Consider the following 19,961-nt stretch of genomic DNA (forward strand, 5'->3'; position numbering starts at 1 on the left):
GAAGATTTAAGGAGCTGTACGATATTTGAAAAAAAGACTGCCGTTTGTTCTAATCTTGATTTTGATGGTGGCTGGCGTCTGCGTGCTGCTTTACCCGCATGTATGCAATCTGATAAGCAGGATGACAACTTCGGTCGAGATCGAGAATTATAATCAAACAGTATCCAATATTGACGACAATAACCGCCGGAACATGCTTGAGTCAGCAAAGAGATATAATGCAAAGCTCACGGGTGTGATTGAAAAAGACGCATTTTCCTTTACTGATATGACAAGCGGCAGCCAAAACTCAGAATACATGAACGTGTTGAATATCAACGGCATTATGGGATACGTTGAGATTCCTTCAATCAATGTATATCTGCCGATTTATCACACGACGAGTCAGGATGTGCTGCAAAAAGGAGCGGGACATCTGGAAGGGTCAGCTCTGCCCGTCGGCGGTTTAGGCACGCATACTGTCATTACCGCCCACCGGGGCCTGCCCCAGGCAAAATTGTTTACAGATTTGGATCAGCTCCAGATCGGTGATTATTTCTGCTTTCATGTTTTGGGCGAAACCCTTGCTTATCAGGTTGACCAGATCAATGTTGTAGAGCCGACTGAAACAGAACCGCTCAACGCCGTACCAGGGAAAGATTACGCTACCCTTATGACATGTACGCCATATGGAATCAACTCCCATAGGCTGCTCGTCCGGGGTATCCGTGTGCCGTCAATGCCTTCGAGTGAAAAAAAGGCCGACGCAACAGATATACGGAACGAGCTGCAGATGGTACCCTTGTGGATTTTAATTTTGGCATCAGTTATACTTGTTCTTTTAATTCGGTTAATTATTTTTAAGTTCGGCAAAAGACGGATAGTGTAAATACGAACTGCTGCAGGGAGGTAACGATCTTAATGAAGCAAAAATTAATACGGTGGGTGGCAGCAAGTCTGTGCCTTTTTATCCTTTTGATAATACTCCCTGTACGTCAGGTGTCGTCAGCCGAGGCGCCGCAGATTGATTTAAACCAGACGGCGTCATTAAAACTATGTGAGATTTCGTGCACCACATCGCAGCCCATTGCCGGCGTGGAACTGACTCTCTACCGTGTTGCAGAGTATAAAACCTGCAATGCCGATTCGTTGGCGCTGCTCAAAGAGTATTCTGCCTGCGGGATTGATATAAACGACCTGTCTACATCCGAAAAGCAAATAAGCGCCGCGGGCAAGGCTATGGTCTATATTATGACACACAAATTATCCGGAATAACGGCGGTGTCCGATAAAAACGGAGTTGCCGAATTTGACAATCTGCCGCTTGGGCTGTATTTGGTCAAGGTTTGTTCCCATAAAGCAAGGGTGAAAGTCGCTTCTGATATGTTTTTTATTTATCTGCCGATGTATGAGAAAGAAGGCGGTTGGCGGTATAATATAGTCGCACAGCCCAAATCAGTTTTTAGTACAGAAGGCGGCGAAATTGTTACCACGACGCGCACTGCAAGGAAGATTTGGGACGACGAGGGAAATAGTCAGAGACGTCCGCCCTCTGTTCAGGTTGGCTTATATAGGGACGGAATCCTTGTAGATGTCGCTGTGCTTAATGAGGTAAACAACTGGTCGTATTCATGGTCAGGCCTCAGCGATAATTTTAAGTGGTCGGTAAAGGAATTGGCAGTACCGAAGGGATATACGGCTTCGGTAAAAGAAGGAGATACCATCACCACCATTACAAACACCTATAAACCTCCTACCGACCAGCCGCGCGGCATTTTGCCGCTGACAGGAGATAGTGAAAAACTTATCTTTATGTGCTCCGCCGCGGCGGCTGTTTGCGTAATTTTCTTCGCCGCTGAGGTCGTAATACGCAGGCGAAAGAAAAAAAGCGTAATTTGAGCTCATAACTTCGAGACCCTCAGGTAAGTGACAACCGATATAATAACCGGATGCCATACTTTCTGTTAAACGGAAGTATGGCATCCGGTTTTTTTATTTCTAAAGACTTATATTATATGTCAGTGACATATCTCAATTTTTATAGATGGTTTGTTGGCGCTGAAATAAGTATAAAGGGATTTAATAGATACATAATAGTACTAATATAAAAAGGTACTAAAAGGTGAGATCATGAGAAAATTGCTTTATATTATAGCAAACTCGAAGAGTGAAGAGCAGTCCTCAAGCCGGACAGTAAGCAGAAAATTGGTCAATGCGATTATGCGGAAGTTGCCGGATACGAAATTAGAGGAATTAAACCTATATGAAGAACATATCCCGCAGTTAAAAGGCTGCTATTTTTCAGGCAGAAGCGCAGTTGTCAGTTCAGATGCCAGAAATAGGCTAAGTGAAGAAGAACAGAAAGAGGTTGCAAGAATTGAAGAGCTTTGCAACCAGTTTAGGGAAGCAGATATCTATGTTCTTGCGGCTCCCATGTGGAGTTTATCATTCCCGGCGCCTGTGAAAGAATATCTTGACTGCATAATCCAGGCTGGAAAAACAATCACCTTTGAAAACAATAAGCCCCATGGCCTTTTGGGTGACAAGTACAGGGTATTTATTTATGTCCAGTCCTCCGGCGCAAATATTTCATGGTTTACAAAGCCGTTTCTCTGTAAGGGAACAAAATACGTCCGGGATATGATGAAATTCATGGGTATCAATAACTATGAAGAACTGCTGGTGGACGGTACAGGTAACACAGAGCAAGAGCGACAAAGGGCAATACGCATTGCTTCAGATAAAATACCGCAACTTATTGATAAACTCTTTAGCTAAAAGCCAACTTCAAAATGACAAAACTTTGGGTTAAAATATTTGAAAGCTGGTGAGCGGCTGTTGGTTTTCACAACAAATGCACGTTAATTACTATTATAAAAGATGATGGATAAAGCTCGCTGCGGCGTTGGATTCAATTCGGTGTATTATACAAAATAAAAGAGGTATTCTGCTGTTGCAGAATGCCTCTTTTTAACGTCAGCCACAAGTTGTGTCTATAGGGGGTTAAAATTCGTTTGCTGACTGCTGACAATTAATTTATAAAAGTAGCAGTAAGACGTCAGTAACTCCAATCTACCGTTACTGTAGCAGTACCGCTGCTGGGAGTTACAACTTTGTGGTTGTTTCCGCTTTCCCATACGACATTGCCGCTGCTGTCCTTTTTAATGAATTTGTACTCGATGGTCGTTCCTGCAGGTACATTGACATCATAGAACCAAGTCGGATATGTACCAATAGTGGATGTGTTATTAAACATTGGGCTAATTGCCTTATCCGTATTCCAGTTACCGAGTTCTTCTACGCTGCCGACTAGATAAACGTTAGTCCCATAATTGGTAGTTGCATTGTTGACTTTAAAGCGGACCGCTACCTGAGGGCCGGTCATAACTTCAAATCCGGCGGACTGGTTACTCGTCAAACCTGAGGAGGTTGTCACAGTGATATTGTATGTTCCTGGTGTTACTGAAGGGATAACAGCGGTAATGCGGCTATCATTCCAGGATGTGATAGTTGCTGCTGTTGTACCGAATTTAACACTGCCTGGAGTTGTTCCGAAGCCACGTCCGCAAATTGTTACTGTGTTGCCTGCAATGCCGATAAGTGGGTTGACATTGCCGATTTTCGGCGTAGAAACTTGTGACTTTGTGTATTGCCAAACTGCAGAAGCGCCTGCACCAAGCGTAAAGTTCTGAACTGCACCTGAGCTGGAAACAGTTATGCTGTTGCCTCCGAGAAGACCGCCAAGTACATCATTATAGGTGCCGGCAGGCAGATTGGTTAACAGGCCGGATATATTGTAGCTAACACTTTGGTTGCGGTTTACTGCAGTCAGCACCACGCTGCCATTAAATTCGCGTTCATAGATATAAACGTCATCGTTGAGCCAGCGTTCCCTTGTTGTACCGTAAGCAAGGGCTGGGTTGCTCTTGCGCAGAGGTGCCAGTTTGCCGATTACTTTATATGCAGTAGAGTTAGTATTAAAGGAAGGCATGTCGCCGCGGTTATAAGGATCAGCGGAACCGGTTGCATACTGCTCGGAGCCGTAGTATATTGTCGGCACGCCACGAGAAGTAAGCAGCACTACATAGGCGTTTTCCACTGCACGCTGGTTGTTGTTTGACAGTGTCATAAAGCGGCTCATGTCGTGATTATCAATAAAGGTAACCTGATCGTTTACTTGCTTATAGTCGGAGCTGGTTGCTGTTACGACGTTGTACAAATCCTTCATGGTCATGCTTCCATTGCCAAGCGCATTACGGACAGCATTGGCAAAACGGAAATCCAAGACGCTCATGCCGCTGGTATTTGCAAAATTGTCCATCAGCGGATCAGAGGACGTGCCGCCATTATACCATTCACCAAAGACGAATACTGGCTTATTGGTATAAATATTGCTAAGCCAGTTTTTCTGCCACCCAAGCGGCATATGTTTAACAGCATCCACACGAATACCGTCAACACCAAGATTTAACCACTTATTAATTGCATCCTTCAGATAGGTATCCACAGTGGAATTCATTTGGTTAAGGTCTGCTAAGCCATATAAGCTGTGATAAATGCTGTTCTCATAGGTGCTGAAATCTGTCCAGCTTTCGTGATTAAAGATATTCTGTGTATCGGTTTTAAATCCACTTATCAACTGCCCATCACGATAAAGCCTGCCGTCCTCAGGGAACACCATGTCTCCATATTCTGCAGTTGAAGTATGGTTTGGTGCAAAATCAATGATTATTTTAATTCCTTTTGCGTGCGCGGTGTTTACCATTGTTTTAAAATCGTTGAGAGAACCAAAGAACTGGTTTGTACGGAAAAAGTCCCTCGCCCAATAGCCATGGTAGGCTGCTGAATTGTTTGATGGATCCAGTGTCGTGATATTTTCTACCGGCGATGAAATCCACAATGCGGTTACGCCCATGTTAGTGAAGTAGTTGCTGTTGAGTTTCTGGGTTATACCCGCCCAGTCACCGCCGTGATACTTTTTCAAGTTGCTTTTGTCATAAATATCGCCTGTGGGGTTATTGCTGGAATTACCGTCAAAAAAGCGATCTGTAACTATCTGATAAATAACATCCGTTGAGAAGCTTGCCGTATTTGCCACATCTGTGTCTGCGACTCCGCTTGAAACAGTTTGTGCCGCAGCGTATGCAGTTGCATGGCTTTTAGCGCCTGTGATAAAAACACTGGCAGAAGTTACAACTGCAGCAAGTACCGCCGCTAAAAGTCGGGGAAGTTTTTTGCCACGTCGTACATTTTGACACATAAGGTAAACCTTCTCAATATTAATATAATCTACTCCGGTACAGCATTATCAGTGCTTCAGAACAATCGGCAAATGCATCCGCTGTATGGCATTAGTGTATCCTTCACCATATCCTCTTTGCCCAGCAGTACTTCAAAATCATTATGCAGCGAAACAGCCTTTCTCTGACTTGTATTATTAATTACAGTGACCAGCCTGCTGCCTTTGTATGATCTGACAAGGTAAAATACGTCATCTTTGGCATACATGCGGATTGTTCCATACTGAAGTGCCTTTTCATTTCTGCGCAGTGAAATAACCTTTTGATAAAAATGGAACAAATCCAAGTCCCAGTTTTCGCGGTTCCAGTCAAATGTTCTGCGGCAGTCCGGGTCTCCACCACCTTCCATGCCGATTTCGCTACCGTAATAGATACATGGCATGCCTACATAACTGAACAGAAACATAACTGCCATGCGCAGCAGGCGCTTGTTTCCGCCGCACCATGTCAAAAAGCGCATAGTATCGTGGCTGTCAAGCAAATTAAGCATTGCATAGTTAACCTGTTCTGTATTGTGCATTAGGCATTCATAAAGATCCCCTGCAAATTGTTCTGCATTTACCTTATGCTCTGCAAAGAACTGAATACAGCATTTTGTAACCGGGTAGTTCATAACGCTGTCAAACTGGTCACCCTGCAGCCATGGATATGCATTATGCCAGTTTTCGCCTAAAATTAGTGCCTCTGGGTTAATTTCTTTTACCGTTTTGCGGAAGTCGCGCCAGAATCCGTGATTAACTTCATCAGAAACATCCAGCCGCCAGCCGTCAATGCCGGTATCTTTGGTCCACATTGCTACGGTGTCAAGCAGATACTTTTTTAGCTCGGGATTTTCCGTGTTAAGTTTTGGCATACTGGGACTAATTCCGAAGACACGGTAGTTTAATCGTGAACTATCCAGCGGCTTTGTATAATCATGTGCTTCTTCCTCAGTAAAACGTCCCACCGGGAAACTGTCAATATGAAACCAGTCTTTATATGGTGATTTCTCACCGTTTTTCAGCACATCTTGAAAAGGGGGAAATGTCCAGCAACAGTGGTTGAAAACACCGTCAAGCACAACACGGATACCCATTTGGTGTGCTTTTTTTACTAAAGTACAGAGCAGCTCTTTGGTGCCAAAGGATTCATCTACTTTTCGGTAATCCGTGGTGTCATACTTATGGTTGCTGGGAGACTGAAATATTGGAGTCAGATATATGCCGTTGATTCCCAGCTCCTGCAGATAAGGCAATTTTTCAAGAATACCTTGAAGATCGCCTCCGTAAAAGCTCTGCGGCGTGGGCGGCTTGCCCCACGGTTCAAGAATCTTTGGGTCATTGCTGTGATCACCATTGTAGAAGCGATCGACAAAAATCTGATAAAACACTGTACTATGTACCCAGTCCGGTATCCTATGCAAATCGGTTTTGTTGATATATGGATACTGAAAATAATGAAAATAGGCGTTTTTATCGTCAAATTCTTTTGTAAAGCCCGATTCAGAATAAACTACGGTGCTTTTCCCGTCGCTGATTTCGAAATAGTAGCCCAATCTGGTGTCATCGGCATGGTAGCGGTACTGATAATAGTCAAATAATCGGTCTGAAGCCACCTTTTCCATCGGAAATGTTTTTTTATTCTGCCAATGATATTTTTGCGCGATAACCAGATTTACTGATGTACAGTCATTCTTTGCTGTTCGCAGGCGTATATCTAAATCATGTTCTGTGTAAGCATAGGCATAATTACTTTTTGGAACGTGATATATACTTTGAAGATTCAAAACTTTCCTCCTTCTGCACCGCAGCGCTTTAGCTGCAGAGCCGAGCAATTTTGATATTTTAGGGTTTATTCTGCCTTAAGCAAAGAATCCCAGTCACTTTTGGCCTTTGCTGCAGCAGCTTTCGGTGTCATTTTGCCGTCGAAAACTGCCGGCCCGATACTTGATGTAATCGTCCAGAAGTAGCTGAGACGCTTTGCGGTTGGCATTGGAATAGAATCGTCGAAGCACTTAGCAATTGCTTTAAGCTGTTCATCATCTGAAAGGCCTTTGACCTGAGAAATATCCTTGCGGGAAGTAATGCAAGAAGCGTCAGTGTAAAGCAGTTCTGCTGCTTCCGGAGAGACCAGATACTTTGCAAAGAGCTGTGCAGCTTTCGGATACTTTGTATAAGCAGAAACTTGTGCATTTTGGATGAAGGCAAAGGAAATTTCTTTTTTACCGTCATATGTCGGCAGAGATGTAACACCAAAGTCAATCTTTGCGTCGCGGAAAGCTTTAACATTCCACGGGCCGCCGATGAAATAAGCTGTCTTTCCGGTAATAAACTGATTGGTTAGGAAGTCCCAGTTCGCAAGGTCACCTGAACTAATAGGCATCAGGTCGTGATATTTTTTCAACACTTCCAAACCCTTTTCAAATTCGTCTGTATCAAATGCTGGTTTGTTGTCATCTGTTCCATCTTCGCCGAATGGCCTATAACCATATACGCTCAGCATCGGAAACATGGTTGCGCCTTCACTGACGTTAGACAAAAACCAGAATTTATTTTGCGCTGCGTTATTAAATGATTTTGCTTCTTTAAGAAGCTGCTCAAAACTGGAAGCGGGATCGCCGGAAACCAGTTTCTTGTTGTAAAACATGACATATATTTCAATAGACACAGGTACGCCATAGACGCCGTCGTCTACGGTGACTGTCTTCATTGCAACCTCATTGACTTCATTTTTCAGTTCTTTTGTAATTTGCTCGTCGAGTTTTAGAAGCAAACCTGAACGCTGGCTTTCAATAGTTTTGTCATGCGGGCTCATAAAGACATCTGGGCCCATATTAGAAGCAACTTCCAAGTTAACCTTGTTTTGATCATAAACACCGCCGTCTTCTACGGTAACCTTTACGCCATATTTTTGCTCAAACTTTTTAGCGATGTTTTTTGCAAAATTCAGTTGATTGGAACTACTGATACGAAAAGTAAGCTTTGCGCCGCTTTCTGGTTTGAGTTCACCGGAAGAGGCAGTGCTGCCTGAAGTTTTCGCGTTCTGTGGCAGTGGGCGACACCCAGCCATGGAATATGCTATTAAAGCGCTGAGAGATAAAGCGATTATTTGCCTAAATTTCATATTCTCAATCCTCCTTAAGTGAATAGACTTTATTCCTTGTTGGCACCGGCAGCAATGCCCTGTGCCAAATTCTTCTGGAATACAATAAACAAAATCGTAATCGGCACAGCTATAATCAAAGAACCGGCTGCAAACATAGTGAAATTCGTGTTTTCATGCCCTGTAATTAAGCCGTACAAGCCGACTGCCAATGTTTTGCTCGTGTCGCTTGAGAGTAGAAAGTTCGGCATAATATAATCCATCCACGGCATCATAAACTGCGATACAGCACAATATGTAATAATAGGTTTAGAAAGCGGCAGGATAATTTTGCGGAAGGTAGTGAAGTAAGAACAGCCGTCAATGTAGGCTGCCTCATCTATTTCCTTCGGCAGGCCGTCCAAATAGCCTTTTACGAGCCAGACGTTGTACGGGATTGCACCGGCGACGTAGATTATAACTAAAGCAATCGGTTTATCTAATAGGCCTAAGTTCAGGTAGAGCGTATATAATGCCGCCATGGACAAAAAGGTTGGAAACATAGACAGCAATAGGATTGTCATCAGGCTTGCTTTCTTTCCCTTAAATTTGAAGCGGGACATAATCCAAGCCGTAATTAAAATCAAGATAACGCTGAGAATGGCATTCAAGACGGCAATCGACATAGAGTTAAGAAACCATAGGCCGTAATTTGTCTCTACAAATAGTCTTCGGAAGTTATCCAGCGTCAGTGATTGCGGAATCAATGAGCTGGTAGCAAGGCCGTTGCCCGGATTAAAGGCCGAAAGCACAATCCATATAATCGGCACCAGCACCAGTATCGCCATAATAATCAGTTCCAGATGCACTAAAAAAGAGTAAATCTTGTTTTTCATACTTTATATCTCCTTGAATGCATTGGTTCGGCGGAAGTTCCACACAGATACAACAGCAATGAAAATAAATATAAGAATATTCATAACAGCCGCCATGCTGTACATGCGCTGATCCAGAGTCAGCTTGTAAATCCAAGAGATGAGGATATCAGTATCTCCGGCAAATTGATAGGACGGATTGGTTGGCCCGCCGTTTGTGAGGAAGTAGATGGAACCGAATGCGTTAAAGTTTCCTGCCAAATTCATGACGATCAGCGGTGCTGTTGCCAATGTCAGTAAAGGCAGTTTAATGTATGCAAACACCTGAAATTTATTTGCGCCGTCTATTTCTGCTGCTTCGTAAAGGTTAGTATCTTGGTTAGACATAATGCCGAGCAGCATAACCATGAACTGGGGGAAGCCCAGCCACAGATTTACCATAATAACTGAAATTTTCGCGATAGTCGGATCGGTAAGGAACGGAATACGTTGCTTAATTAGATGGATATCCATAAGGAACTGATTGAGCGGCCCGAACTGGCCATTCAGCAAGTTGCGGAATACAAGGAGCGAAATCATTCCGGGAATTGCCCAGGGCAGGATGTAGATTGCCTGAAAAATTTTACGGTGTTTCACGTAACGGCTGTTTAACAAAAGGGCCTGAAACAGCCCAAGAATATATGTAGAAAACGTTGCACAAACTGTCCAGACGATTGTCCAGATTAGCACACTGAAAAAGGTCTTTGACCAAATTGGCACGCTAAACAGCTTAACGATATTCTGAAAGCCTACCCATCTTACCAGATGTGCCGGCGGCATATGATTTGCGTCATAATTCGTAAAAGCAGTCAATACAGAAAACACAATCGGCATAAAGACAATCAACGCGATAATCACGCCAACCGGAAATAGAGCAAGGTACGGGAATGCTTTACGCCGCTGAATATTTCCAGGCGGCAGAATAACGATACCTTTTTCATCCAACTGTTTACCCAGTTTGTATGCATCGTGAATATTCCAGACATAAACTCCGGCGAATGCCATCAGAACCATCAGCGTAATAATGCCGTTGATAAGCAGCAAGGTGGAGTGATCTCCGCCAACACCGGGTGTTGTCCCGAGCGTAATCAGTCCCCAAAGCCCTTTTGTAAAATATCCGCCGTAAATGCCAATGTCAAAATAGTCGATCTGGCCGGCAAACCAGTTAAACCAGTATCCGGTAAGCAGTTCGATTGCAAGCATCAAGACTTGCGCTCCGAAGAAAAGTAGTCCCCGGATTTTCTTTTTCGAAATGAAGAACTGTCCGCTTCCCCAGAATATGCTGGAAAGGATGACAGAACAGACTTTTTTCTTCATATTTCGGCCTCCCTAAGTATTTCCCACAAAAAATAAAAATTGCGAATTGATTTTTTTGGTGATATAATAAATCGCAGCACAGGAAAGAGAGAGTTGTATATGGAGTATCGTAAAATTACCATGCGGGATATCGCAAAGGACTGCGGTGTCTCCGTTGCAACAGTCTCCTATGTATTGAATCATTCTGAGAGGGAAAAAATCAGCCATGAAACTCGGCTGAAAGTTCTGGAGGCAGCAACACGGCTGCACTATGAACCTCACTGTGTACGCGCTGCAAAAAAACTAAAACCGGACTCATCGGTGTTATTATCAATTTGAAAGAAACAAACACAATAGGGAAAAAAATACTTTATTATGACCTTGCCGCAGAGCTGAGCAATCAGCTGCGAGCCAGGGGATATGAAACCATTCTTATTACGACTAAGAATCTACCGCAGGATATGGGTGTTGTAAAAAAGCACAGTCTGGATGCTGTTGTTATGATCGATACTGACAACCGCATGTTTCGGAAAATTACGACGGGGTGTTATGTACCGATTTTGTTTTTGGACTGTATGATAATAGACCCGCTTTTCTGCGAGATTCGTCCAAATTACGATTCTCTCATCGCGCAGGCAAAAAGGCTATTGAAAACCGAACATCCATTTTTGCTGACAGAAGATTTCTGCAGCCAAAATCTCATGGAACATTTTTTGCAGTATTTTTCCTCAAATGATATATTTATCAACACTTCTTCTACCGACCTTCCCGAATTTCTGCGACAACATGAAGGGCAAAAGGGAATTGTCATAGGTGATATGCTTGGAATACAGGCTCAAAAGCTTTTTCCTTGCCAGGACCTTGTGATCTGTGCCGGACTTGGGAATTCTCATATCTTTTCTCCTGGTTCCCAAATACTGCATGTTCCGAACAAAACCAAGGCTGTTGTCGCCGCGGAGATTTTGCAGGAAATGCTACTTTTGGATTATCAGGCCGGCAGCTCAAACCGTATTCTGCTGGACAGTGAGCAACTGTAATACATATTCTAAAAGACGGGGGTACAGCATTTTTGCTGTGCCCCCCGGTTTTTTTATACCCGTTGCTGTAAATTACTCTCTTGCTTTTTTACGTACTAAAACTGTAACTACTCCAGCGAGTGCAATCAAAGCTGCGGTTGCTGCAGTAATCAGTGTGCTTTCGCTGGCGTCGCCTGTATTCGGGGATGAAACATTTGAGCTGCTGGATGAAGATTTAGAAGAGGATTCGCTCTTAGATGTCGTGCTTTCTGTTGAAGGAGTCGGGAAACCTGCCTGCGGATCAGAATATACGGTAACTGAAGTACCTGCAGGCGTCAGACCATTGGAGTCTGTTTCAGTCTTGCCGGATGGTACGAACCAGTAAGCAGATTTGTTTGGAGAGAGATCCTTTGGAGTATGGTCAGATGTCTGGTTCGGCTTTGGCTGGGCGTTATCATTAAAGATGACATTGAAAGCGGTACCGCCAGTGTATTTGATTTCGTACCAGTCGTCAGTACCGGAAACTTTGGTCATCTTTTGGCCAGGCCATGCCGGTGTGCCCTTTACAGGACCAGAACCCGCCCAAATATACGCATAAACTGTATTCCAGTTCTGCGTATTCTTAAAATAAATTGTTACTGTTTTGCTTGCAGCTGATGCAGGTAAGGCAATCGCTATCGCTGAAGTCAGCATAACAGCAAATGAAATGATACCCGCGATTAATTTTTTGAAACTTATCATTTCCAATCTCCTTTCATGAAATGATTGTTATTATATTTCCAAAAAGCCAGGCGGACCGACAGGATCCATTGGCGTTTTTGGCGGAAATAACAGGCGGCTAAAATGGAGGATTCGGGCGGGCTGCGATCAAGCTATTCAAGGCTATGTAATCCATACATTCTAAAATTTTCTATCAGAGCGAATGGCCTGCAAGTAAAAACTGAAATAAAGTGCAGAATATGGTATTTGGTTTCCGTGCTTAAGTTGAATTCCTCACGTGAACGAGAACTTCTACAAAAAGATATTTCTTTAATATTCATTGATGGAAAGGCGAGTTAATATACGAAACAACCAAAGTTATCAGCCGTTTTGCGTAAAGTGAGGCACCATGATTTGTAAAATTCATGTTCATGAATTGCCACTTCTTCCATAGGCTGCTGCCACTTTACAGCAACAAATATAGCACACGCAATTACCCTTGTCAAGCGAAATGTATAAAAAATATTATAAAAAGCAGCGTTAAAATGTGCATAGTAAACAAAAAATTAAACTTAACTTAAACTTTGTTAAGTTATCGAATTAATCGTTAACTTAGATATCATGCAGGCTGATGGCACATGAGTGAATTTTGTTAAGTACTTTAAAAAAATTTAACAACAAATCAAAAAAATTTTTTAGGCCGGTATTAAAATTTGAGTTACTACGGGTTATTCTCCATTTAGATTTATTTGGTTGCTATCTTTGAATAGTGTTCTCTCACTTTTTCTCCGCATTTACATTTTGAAAGCGCGCAGCATATTATGCTATAAGCGGATAGAAAGGAGTTGATAAAGGTGAGCAATTCAAATGATATTACATATGTGCTTAAAGACTATGGCCCGCGGCCTTTAGTGCTCAATATAGAAAAGGCAGCGGAGCAAAATAATACATTTCGCACAGCAATATGGACAGGAAGTCATCTTCAGGTAACACTTATGAGCATCAATGTTGGTGAAGATATCGGCATTGAGAATCACCCGAACCTTGACCAGTTTCTGCGAGTTGAGAAAGGCCGGGGGCTTGTCAAAATGGGCTATCGGCGCGATGATATGAATATGCAGGCAGAAATTGCGGAGGATGACGCTATTATCGTGCCTGCGGGTATATGGCATAACGTAATCAATACCGGCAACGAACCGCTGAAACTTTATTCAATTTATGCGCCGCCGCAGCATCCTTTCGGTACAGTGCATGTGACCAAGGCAGACGCGATGGCCGCAGAACAAAACCACTAATATACTTTTAAGCACGAGAGCGCACAAAACATAATACCGCCGCCTGAATGAACAGGCGGCGGTATTTGCTTTTTGACGATACTTGTGGCAAATACTAATACCCCTACATCGGGTGGGGTATTAATGCGTTATACTGCGCTGTGGACAAACTGCGCTATCCTGTCAATCGGAATATCGGTTACAGCACCGGTTCTGCAGCAATTGCCGAACCCACCTAAACCGCTGAAATCGTTGAAGCAGCTGCTTCCAGAGACACTGGAGAACCCTCTGCTTCTTCTGCAGCGTCTGCGGCACCCTCTGCTGGAATATGTATTTGCGCCCAGAAGGGTATTGGTCGGTGCAGGACCAATGGCAGTTATAAGCCTTACAAAGCAGTCATTTACACCGAGGACAACACCGGTGACGCCTTGTCCTGATAAGCCGCCGCTGGTGGTGTAGATAGTGACTGTTTCACCGATAAATTGGCTTAAGTGCTCGACAAAATTGCAGTTGTATGATTCGTTATTCATTGCTAACCACTCCAAGATGTAAGATATAATTGTTACCCGGATTTTTTTATCACTAATACATACTATGTACACGCCCTACAATTTGTCCTTAATTAAGATATGCGTTGTGCCTTTCAATTAACAAAAAAGTGTATATTTCGTGAGCGAATATTTTACCGTTTTTCCGAGCCGGTCCTGCAGTGGGTCGGGGGAAGGGAGCGTACAATAAGCGGGATTACAGCGTCAATGAGCTTTTGTACATCGGGCGTTATGCTGATACCGTTCATGGCAAGGCTGTCTATGATCAGCTTTTGAGCTTCTGACCTTCGGTGGTCGTCGGCGCCGGGATTGGTTTCGATGGCAGCCTTGTATGACTTTTCCGCGCGTTTTACAGCTTCTTCTGCAAATTTGAGGACAATGTCGATTACATTGTCTGCATAACCGGGCAAAAACGGCTTTATTGCCATTGAAAGGGCCTGGGCGAACGTAAGTCCCGAACTTACTCTTTTGAGACTTTTTGCGTTTATAGTTTTATTCTCAAAGCTTCTGCTGAAAAGTATTCCTCCGATAAACGCGATAATAAACGATGCGGTGGTAATCAAAATGACGCTGCAGGTATTCACGTTGCTTCCCTCCGTAATAAAAAATTGTATAAAACTTGCGAGCTTTTTATACTTTTTCCCCTCAATAATTATGCAAAATATGAAGAAAATATAGAATATAAAAAAATCCTTGACTTTTGGGGAATAGCTAAATATAATGAAAGCTGTAAGTCTTATAATACGAGTTTTTTCAAAACTGACGGTAAGTAAGAGCCTTACTATGCAAAGATTTTTTGACCACTTTCTTTATTGAAAGGAAAGGCCATACGGACAGCCGGGTCAAATGCCGATTGGCAACTTTCGTTGCCTTATTGATTGAGTTAAAGCTCAAATTTTATAAGTTGGTTACTTAAAACCAGTGCAAAATCGCACACTCAACTTGTGAAACGGTCAATAAGAGTGGTAAAAGTAAGTTTTTGCTATATAGACTCTGAAAGTCCCGCATTTTGAATATTAAAGTGTCCCTGAATCAGAGCGCGCTTTATGATAAACAAAATTGCCCATGTATCGGAAACGCAAGTGATTGAGCGGTTGCCGCTTTGCACTTGCGTTTTTACTTTGGTAAATATCCAAATAATAGTCTTAGAAGAATTCCGAATGTATTTAGCAAAATAATAACTTGGGGGAAGGGTGCATGAAACGGCTTTCACAAGACCGTATGCCTATATATGACGCTTTGCAGCGTTTTAAACAGATGCGAGTAGTGCCTTTTGATGTACCGGGACATAAGCACGGGAGAGGAAATCCGGAACTGACAGAGTTTTTGGGCGAAAAGTGCGTCTCGGTTGATGTCAATTCAATGAAACCGCTCGATAATCTGGTGCATCCAGTTTCAGTAATAAAGGAAGCGGAAGAGCTTGCTGCTGAGGCTTTTCACGCAGCGCATGCATTTTTTATGGTAAACGGCACTACATCCGCTGTTCAGGCAATGGTACTTTCCGCCTGCAAAAAGGGCGATAAGATTATAATGCCGCGGAATGTGCACCGTAGTGTTATCAATGCTCTTGTACTTTGCGGGGCTGAACCGGTTTACGTCAACCCGGATGTGAACATTGACCTCGGCATTTCGCTCGGAATGTCATTAAAGCAGGTTGAAAAGGCGATAACTGAGAACCCTGACGCCGTAGCGGTCTTTGTGAATAATCCCACCTATTACGGTGTCTGTTCCGATTTGCGTTCAATCGTAAAGCTGGCTCATGCACACGGTATGCTTGTGCTTGTCGATGAGGCACATGGTACGCATTTTTATTTTGGAAAAAATATGCCCATAACAGCGATGGATGCGGAAGCGGATATGGCGGCTGTAAGTATGCATAAATCCGGCGGCAGCCTGACGCAAAGTTCTTTGCTGTTAATCGGTTCCGCGATGAATGAAGGCTATGTGCGGCAGATAATAAATCTAACCCAAACGACAAGCGGCTCGTATCTGCTTTTGTCAAGCCTTGATATATCCCGGCGCAACCTTGCGCTGCGCGGTGAAGAGATATTTGAGCATGTGTCTGAGCTTGCCCAATACGCGCGTGACGAAATCAATGCAATCGGCGGATTTTACGCCTTTTCCAAAGAGATTATTAACGGAGACAGTGTTTTTGATTTTGATGTGACAAAACTCTCAATTCATACTCTGGATGTCGGCCTTGCCGGTGTTGAAGTCTACGACATTCTGCGAGATGAGTATGATATACAGATAGAGTTCGGCGATATAGGCAACATATTGGCCTACATTTCTCTGGGAGACAGAAAACGCGACATTGAACGGCTTGTTGGAGCGCTGTCTGAAATAAGACGGCTTTATCAAAGGGATAAGGCCGGAATGCTTACTCAGGAGTATATCAGCCCGCAGGTTGTGACTACTCCGCAGTATGCGTTCTATGCGGAAAAGGAATCCCTTCCTTTAGATGAGACAGAAGGCCGTGTATGCAGTGAATTTGTCATGTGCTACCCGCCGGGGATACCGATATTGGCGCCCGGTGAACGGGTTACTAAAGATATTCTCCGTTATATTAAATATGCAAAAGAAAAGGGCTGTTCTTTAACAGGCCCCGAAGACATTGAAATAAAACGTCTAAATGTGCTGAAAGGAGTCTGAAGAATGGAACTTTGGTTTACAGAACGACATACACCATATGTAAAATTTTCTATCAATGTTGACCGTCAGCTCTATTGCGGACAGAGCGACTTTCAGCGAATCGACGTGTTCGATTCAAAAGAATTCGGCAGGATACTGACGCTTGACGGGTACATTATGCTGACCGAAAAGGATGAATTTATTTATCATGAAATGATAACCCATGTTCCGATGGCTGTTCATCCTTGTGTCCGCCGCGTCTTGGTCATAGGCGGTGGAGACGGCGGTGCTGTCCGGGAACTTGTTAAATACAATACAATCGAGCATATAGACCTTATTGAAATAGATGAGCTTGTGGTCAAGGTATGCAAAAAGTACCTGCCTCAAACAGCGTGCCGCTTAGATGACCCGAGGGTTCATATCCATTATGAGGACGGACTGAAATATACGCGCCGGCATGAGAACGAATATGACCTCATACTCGTTGATTCAACCGACCCGTTCGGTCCTGGCGAGGATTTGTTCACTAAAGAGTTTTACGGCAACTGCTATAAAGCGCTCAAAGAGGACGGAATCATGGTAAATCAGCATGAAAGCCCGTTCTATGAAAATGACGCAGAGGCAATGCAGCGCGCTCATAAGCGCATAGCGCAGAGTTTCCCTATCAGCCGTGTATATCAGGCCCATATACCTACCTATGCGTCAGGGCATTGGCTGTTTGGTTTTGCCTCGAAAAAATATCATCCAATACGCGATTTTAATTCTGCTGCATGGAATGTATTGTGTATTCCGACGAAATATTATAATACGAAGCTTCATGTTGGGGCATTTGCCCTGCCTACCTATGTGGAAGATATTTTGAAGGCTGTTGAATGAAAATTGGGGAATTGTAAAAAGGAGTAATAAGGATGGGAAAAGTACTGATAATCGGCTGCGGAGGAGTAGCCAGAGTTGCCATTTTTAAATGTTGTCAGAATAGCGAAGTATTTGATGAAATTTGCATTGCGAGCCGTACAAAATCAAAGTGCGACGCTGTAAAGGCTTGGCTTGACGGCGGAAAGACAAAGATAACGACAGCACAGATTGATGCAAACGATGTTGACGCACTGATTGCACTGATAAATAAGGAAAAGCCTGATGTAGTGCTTAATCTCGCATTGCCATATCAGGATCTTTCTATCATGGAAGCCTGCCTTGCGACAAAAACCGATTATGTTGATACTGCGAATTATGAGCCAGAGGATACCGCAAAGTATGAGTATAAATGGCAATGGGCTTATCGTGAGCGTTTTGAAAAGGCCGGCATAACAGCTCTTCTTGGCAGTGGCTTTGACCCGGGTGTAACCGGCGTATTTTCCGCATATGCCCTCAAACACCATTTTGATGAGATAAATTATATTGATATCCTAGACTGCAACGCTGGGGATCATGGATATCCGTTCGCTACCAACTTCAATCCTGAAATAAACATTCGTGAAGTTACAGCAAACGGCAGCTACTGGGAAAACGGCGAGTGGATAGAAACTGAACCGCTGGAGATCGAGCGCACCTATAACTTCCCGGAAATCGGAGAAAGAAAGATGTACCTGCTCCATCACGAGGAAATCGAATCTTTGGCGCTCAATATACCGGGCATAAAACGCATTCGTTTCTTCATGACTTTCAGCGAAAGCTATCTCAACCATCTCCGCTGCCTGCAAAATGTGGGTATGACTTCAATAAAGCCTATAAATTATGAAGGCATGGAGATAGTACCGCTCCAGTTCTTAAAGGCTGTACTGCCAGACCCGGCCACTCTTGGCCCGCGCACAAAGGGCAAGACCAATATAGGCTGCATTTTCCGCGGCAAGAAGGACGGCAAAGAAAAGACTTATTACCTCTATAACGTATGCGACCACGAGAAATGCTATCAGGAAACTGGTTCCCAGGCCGTCGCTTATACGACCGGCGTACCTGCAATGATAGGCACAATGATGCTGATGACGGGCAAGTGGAAAAAACCAGGCGTCCACAACATTGAGGAGTTTGACCCCGACCCGTTTATGGAGGAGCTCAACAAATGGGGGCTGCCGTGGAAGGAAAGCTTTAATCCGGAGCTTGTAGACTGATGAGGATAGATGAACTTCCAACCCCGTGCTATGTTGTCGATGAAGCGCTTATCGAAAAGAATCTTAAGATTCTGCGGGGTGTAATGGACAGAACGGGCTGCCGTATTCTGCTCGCACAAAAAGCGTTTTCGATGTATGCGCTTTACCCGCTGATCGGGCAGTATCTAAGCGGTACTGCCGCGAGCGGCTTATATGAGGCAAGGCTCGGCAGGGAAGAGATGGGGAAGGAAAACCATATCTTTTCGCCGGCCTACCGTGACGATGAAATTGACGAGATAGTATCGCTGTGCGACCATATAATCTTCAACTCGTTCTCCCAGCTTGAAAAATTTAAGGACAAGGTGCTTAAAGCTGGGAAGAGTGTCGGGCTGCGCATTAATCCCGAGTTTTCAACGCAGGAAGGGCATGCAATCTATGACCCATGTGCTCCCGGTTCACGACTCGGGGTAACACTATCTAACTTTAAGCCAGAACTTCTTGACGGCGTGTCTGGCTTGCATTTCCACACACTTTGCGAGCAAGACTCTGACGCGCTGATAAGTACCGTAGAGGTAGTGGAAGAAAAGTTCGGCCCGTGGCTTTCGCAAATGGAATGGCTCAATTTCGGCGGCGGTCATCACATTACAAGGCCGGGATATCATATTGAAGCGCTTGAAGATTGTATCAAGAGGATACAGGACAAATACGGCGTCACAGTCTATCTCGAACCCGGTGAGGCTATTGCGCTCAACGCCGGTTTCTTGATAACCACAGTCCTCGATACGCTCAAAAACGGCATAGATATTGCCATCCTCGACACCTCCGCTGCATGCCATATGCCCGATGTACTCGAAATGCCATATCGTCCTCCCCTCCTAAATTCGGGTGAGCCCCATGAGAAAAAGTACACCTACCGTTTGGGCGGGCCTACCTGCCTTGCGGGGGACATCATCGGAGATTACTCGTTTGATGAACCGCTCAAAGTAGGGGACAGGCTCACTTTCGGCGACATGGCTATATATTCGATGGTGAAGAACAACACCTTCAACGGCATGCGCCTCCCGTCCATAGCTCTGAGGGATAAGAACGGAGACTGCAAAATAATCCGCAGCTTTGGCTACGATGATTTTAAAACAAGATTGTCATAATAATTTGCC

The 19,961-nt window shown here is 43.9% G+C and carries 17 protein-coding genes and 1 pseudogene; 10 read left to right on the top strand and 8 right to left on the bottom strand.

Annotated features, from left to right (window positions below):
• The first annotated feature begins 25 nt into the window (after window positions 1-25).
• The 3 genes from V6C21_RS04115 to V6C21_RS04125 all read left to right on the top strand — a co-directional run bounded on the left by V6C21_RS04115 (window position 26) and on the right by V6C21_RS04125 (window position 2,757).
• Window positions 26-868: a class C sortase gene (locus V6C21_RS04115; RefSeq protein ID WP_479268405.1), complete on the top strand. Its 843-nt coding sequence runs from the start codon at window positions 26-28 to the stop codon at window positions 866-868.
• A gap of 32 nt (window positions 869-900) precedes the next feature.
• Complete coding sequence (locus tag V6C21_RS04120; protein ID WP_479268406.1) at window positions 901-1,878, top strand: Cna B-type domain-containing protein; 978 nt, start codon at window positions 901-903, stop codon at window positions 1,876-1,878.
• Between the two features lie 231 nt (window positions 1,879-2,109).
• Window positions 2,110-2,757, top strand: a complete 648-nt coding sequence (locus V6C21_RS04125; RefSeq protein ID WP_034837184.1) for an FMN-dependent NADH-azoreductase — start codon at window positions 2,110-2,112, stop codon at window positions 2,755-2,757.
• A 280-nt stretch (window positions 2,758-3,037) separates the two neighbouring features.
• Here the strand turns inward: V6C21_RS04125 and V6C21_RS04130 are convergent, their stop codons facing one another.
• The 5 genes from V6C21_RS04130 to V6C21_RS04150 all read right to left on the bottom strand — a co-directional run bounded on the left by V6C21_RS04130 (window position 3,038) and on the right by V6C21_RS04150 (window position 10,570).
• Window positions 3,038-5,239, bottom strand: coding sequence for an alpha-amylase family glycosyl hydrolase (locus tag V6C21_RS04130; RefSeq protein ID WP_479268407.1), 2,202 nt, complete (start codon window positions 5,237-5,239; stop codon window positions 3,038-3,040).
• Between the two features lie 56 nt (window positions 5,240-5,295).
• A complete protein-coding gene (locus tag V6C21_RS04135; protein WP_479268408.1) occupies window positions 5,296-7,044 on the bottom strand; it encodes a glycoside hydrolase family 13 protein in 1,749 nt (582 codons plus the stop codon).
• A gap of 65 nt (window positions 7,045-7,109) precedes the next feature.
• Complete coding sequence (locus V6C21_RS04140) at window positions 7,110-8,381, bottom strand: sugar ABC transporter substrate-binding protein (protein WP_479268409.1); 1,272 nt, start codon at window positions 8,379-8,381, stop codon at window positions 7,110-7,112.
• 29 nt (window positions 8,382-8,410) lie between these two features.
• Complete coding sequence (locus tag V6C21_RS04145) at window positions 8,411-9,235, bottom strand: sugar ABC transporter permease (protein WP_034837192.1); 825 nt, start codon at window positions 9,233-9,235, stop codon at window positions 8,411-8,413.
• 3 nt (window positions 9,236-9,238) lie between these two features.
• Window positions 9,239-10,570, bottom strand: coding sequence for a carbohydrate ABC transporter permease (locus V6C21_RS04150; protein ID WP_034837194.1), 1,332 nt, complete (start codon window positions 10,568-10,570; stop codon window positions 9,239-9,241).
• A 99-nt stretch (window positions 10,571-10,669) separates the two neighbouring features.
• Here V6C21_RS04150 and V6C21_RS04155 point away from each other — a divergent pair, with 99 nt between their 5' ends.
• Together V6C21_RS04155 and V6C21_RS04160 are read left to right on the top strand one after the other, a co-directional pair.
• Window positions 10,670-10,888 (top strand): LacI family DNA-binding transcriptional regulator, encoded by a 219-nt coding sequence (locus tag V6C21_RS04155; protein ID WP_479268410.1) that lies wholly within the window; start codon window positions 10,670-10,672, stop codon window positions 10,886-10,888.
• Complete coding sequence (locus V6C21_RS04160; protein ID WP_479268411.1) at window positions 10,885-11,586, top strand: hypothetical protein; 702 nt, start codon at window positions 10,885-10,887, stop codon at window positions 11,584-11,586. The genes V6C21_RS04155 and V6C21_RS04160 overlap by 4 nt, the downstream gene beginning before the upstream one ends.
• Before the next feature lie 72 nt (window positions 11,587-11,658).
• Here V6C21_RS04160 and V6C21_RS04165 read toward each other — a convergent pair whose 3' ends face one another.
• Entirely contained in the window at window positions 11,659-12,306 is a 648-nt protein-coding gene (locus V6C21_RS04165; RefSeq protein WP_479268412.1) for a starch-binding protein, read from the bottom strand.
• Window positions 12,307-13,121: 815 nt separating this feature from the next.
• Between V6C21_RS04165 and V6C21_RS04170 the strand changes: the two are divergent.
• Window positions 13,122-13,559: pseudogene (locus tag V6C21_RS04170) on the top strand (cupin domain-containing protein); the annotation flags it as partial.
• A gap of 128 nt (window positions 13,560-13,687) precedes the next feature.
• Here the strand turns inward: V6C21_RS04170 and V6C21_RS04175 are convergent.
• Window positions 13,688-14,068 (bottom strand): hypothetical protein, encoded by a 381-nt coding sequence (locus V6C21_RS04175; RefSeq protein ID WP_045085566.1) that lies wholly within the window; start codon window positions 14,066-14,068, stop codon window positions 13,688-13,690.
• Between the two features lie 152 nt (window positions 14,069-14,220).
• The gene (locus V6C21_RS04180; RefSeq protein WP_045085565.1) at window positions 14,221-14,670 is read right to left on the bottom strand and encodes a hypothetical protein; all 450 of its coding nucleotides are present in this window, start codon (window positions 14,668-14,670) and stop codon (window positions 14,221-14,223) included.
• Between the two features lie 613 nt (window positions 14,671-15,283).
• Between V6C21_RS04180 and V6C21_RS04185 the strand changes: the two genes are divergently transcribed.
• Genes V6C21_RS04185 through nspC form a run of 4 tightly spaced genes read left to right on the top strand, consistent with a single transcriptional unit; the run spans window position 15,284 to window position 19,952 of the window.
• Window positions 15,284-16,738 carry an aminotransferase class I/II-fold pyridoxal phosphate-dependent enzyme gene (locus V6C21_RS04185; RefSeq protein ID WP_034837210.1) on the top strand — a complete coding sequence of 485 codons (1,455 nt, stop codon included), beginning with the start codon at window positions 15,284-15,286 and terminating at the stop codon, window positions 16,736-16,738.
• A gap of 3 nt (window positions 16,739-16,741) precedes the next feature.
• Window positions 16,742-17,593: a polyamine aminopropyltransferase gene (gene speE / locus V6C21_RS04190; protein WP_034837213.1), complete on the top strand. Its 852-nt coding sequence runs from the start codon at window positions 16,742-16,744 to the stop codon at window positions 17,591-17,593.
• A 32-nt stretch (window positions 17,594-17,625) separates the two neighbouring features.
• Window positions 17,626-18,825, top strand: coding sequence for a saccharopine dehydrogenase family protein (locus V6C21_RS04195; protein WP_034837215.1), 1,200 nt, complete (start codon window positions 17,626-17,628; stop codon window positions 18,823-18,825).
• The gene (gene nspC, locus V6C21_RS04200) at window positions 18,825-19,952 is read left to right on the top strand and encodes a carboxynorspermidine decarboxylase (RefSeq protein WP_479268413.1); all 1,128 of its coding nucleotides are present in this window, start codon (window positions 18,825-18,827) and stop codon (window positions 19,950-19,952) included. Before V6C21_RS04195 ends, nspC begins: the two co-directional genes overlap by 1 nt.
• Window positions 19,953-19,961: the final 9 nt, after the last annotated feature.

Origin of the sequence: [Clostridium] cellulosi (assembly GCF_036762875.1) — a bacterium.
In the GTDB taxonomy this organism is placed as follows: Bacteria; Bacillota; Clostridia; order Oscillospirales; family Ethanoligenentaceae; genus Ruminiclostridium_D; species Ruminiclostridium_D cellulosi.

What these genes read in the sequence shown, in the direction of transcription:
- V6C21_RS04195 (WP_034837215.1), top strand. Translation starts at nt 17,626, where the DNA reads ATGGGAAAAGTACTGATAATCGGCTGCGGAGGAGTAGCCAGAGTTGCC.
- V6C21_RS04175 (WP_045085566.1), bottom strand. Translation starts at nt 14,068, where the DNA reads ATGAATAACGAATCATACAACTGCAATTTTGTCGAGCACTTAAGCCAA.
- V6C21_RS04155 (WP_479268410.1), top strand. Translation starts at nt 10,670, where the DNA reads ATGGAGTATCGTAAAATTACCATGCGGGATATCGCAAAGGACTGCGGT.
- V6C21_RS04130 (WP_479268407.1), bottom strand. Translation starts at nt 5,239, where the DNA reads ATGTGTCAAAATGTACGACGTGGCAAAAAACTTCCCCGACTTTTAGCG.
- V6C21_RS04145 (WP_034837192.1), bottom strand. Translation starts at nt 9,235, where the DNA reads ATGAAAAACAAGATTTACTCTTTTTTAGTGCATCTGGAACTGATTATT.
- V6C21_RS04185 (WP_034837210.1), top strand. Translation starts at nt 15,284, where the DNA reads ATGAAACGGCTTTCACAAGACCGTATGCCTATATATGACGCTTTGCAG.
- nspC (WP_479268413.1), top strand. Translation starts at nt 18,825, where the DNA reads ATGAGGATAGATGAACTTCCAACCCCGTGCTATGTTGTCGATGAAGCG.
- V6C21_RS04140 (WP_479268409.1), bottom strand. Translation starts at nt 8,381, where the DNA reads ATGAAATTTAGGCAAATAATCGCTTTATCTCTCAGCGCTTTAATAGCA.
- V6C21_RS04125 (WP_034837184.1), top strand. Translation starts at nt 2,110, where the DNA reads ATGAGAAAATTGCTTTATATTATAGCAAACTCGAAGAGTGAAGAGCAG.
- V6C21_RS04120 (WP_479268406.1), top strand. Translation starts at nt 901, where the DNA reads ATGAAGCAAAAATTAATACGGTGGGTGGCAGCAAGTCTGTGCCTTTTT.
- V6C21_RS04150 (WP_034837194.1), bottom strand. Translation starts at nt 10,570, where the DNA reads ATGAAGAAAAAAGTCTGTTCTGTCATCCTTTCCAGCATATTCTGGGGA.
- speE (WP_034837213.1), top strand. Translation starts at nt 16,742, where the DNA reads ATGGAACTTTGGTTTACAGAACGACATACACCATATGTAAAATTTTCT.
- V6C21_RS04165 (WP_479268412.1), bottom strand. Translation starts at nt 12,306, where the DNA reads ATGATAAGTTTCAAAAAATTAATCGCGGGTATCATTTCATTTGCTGTT.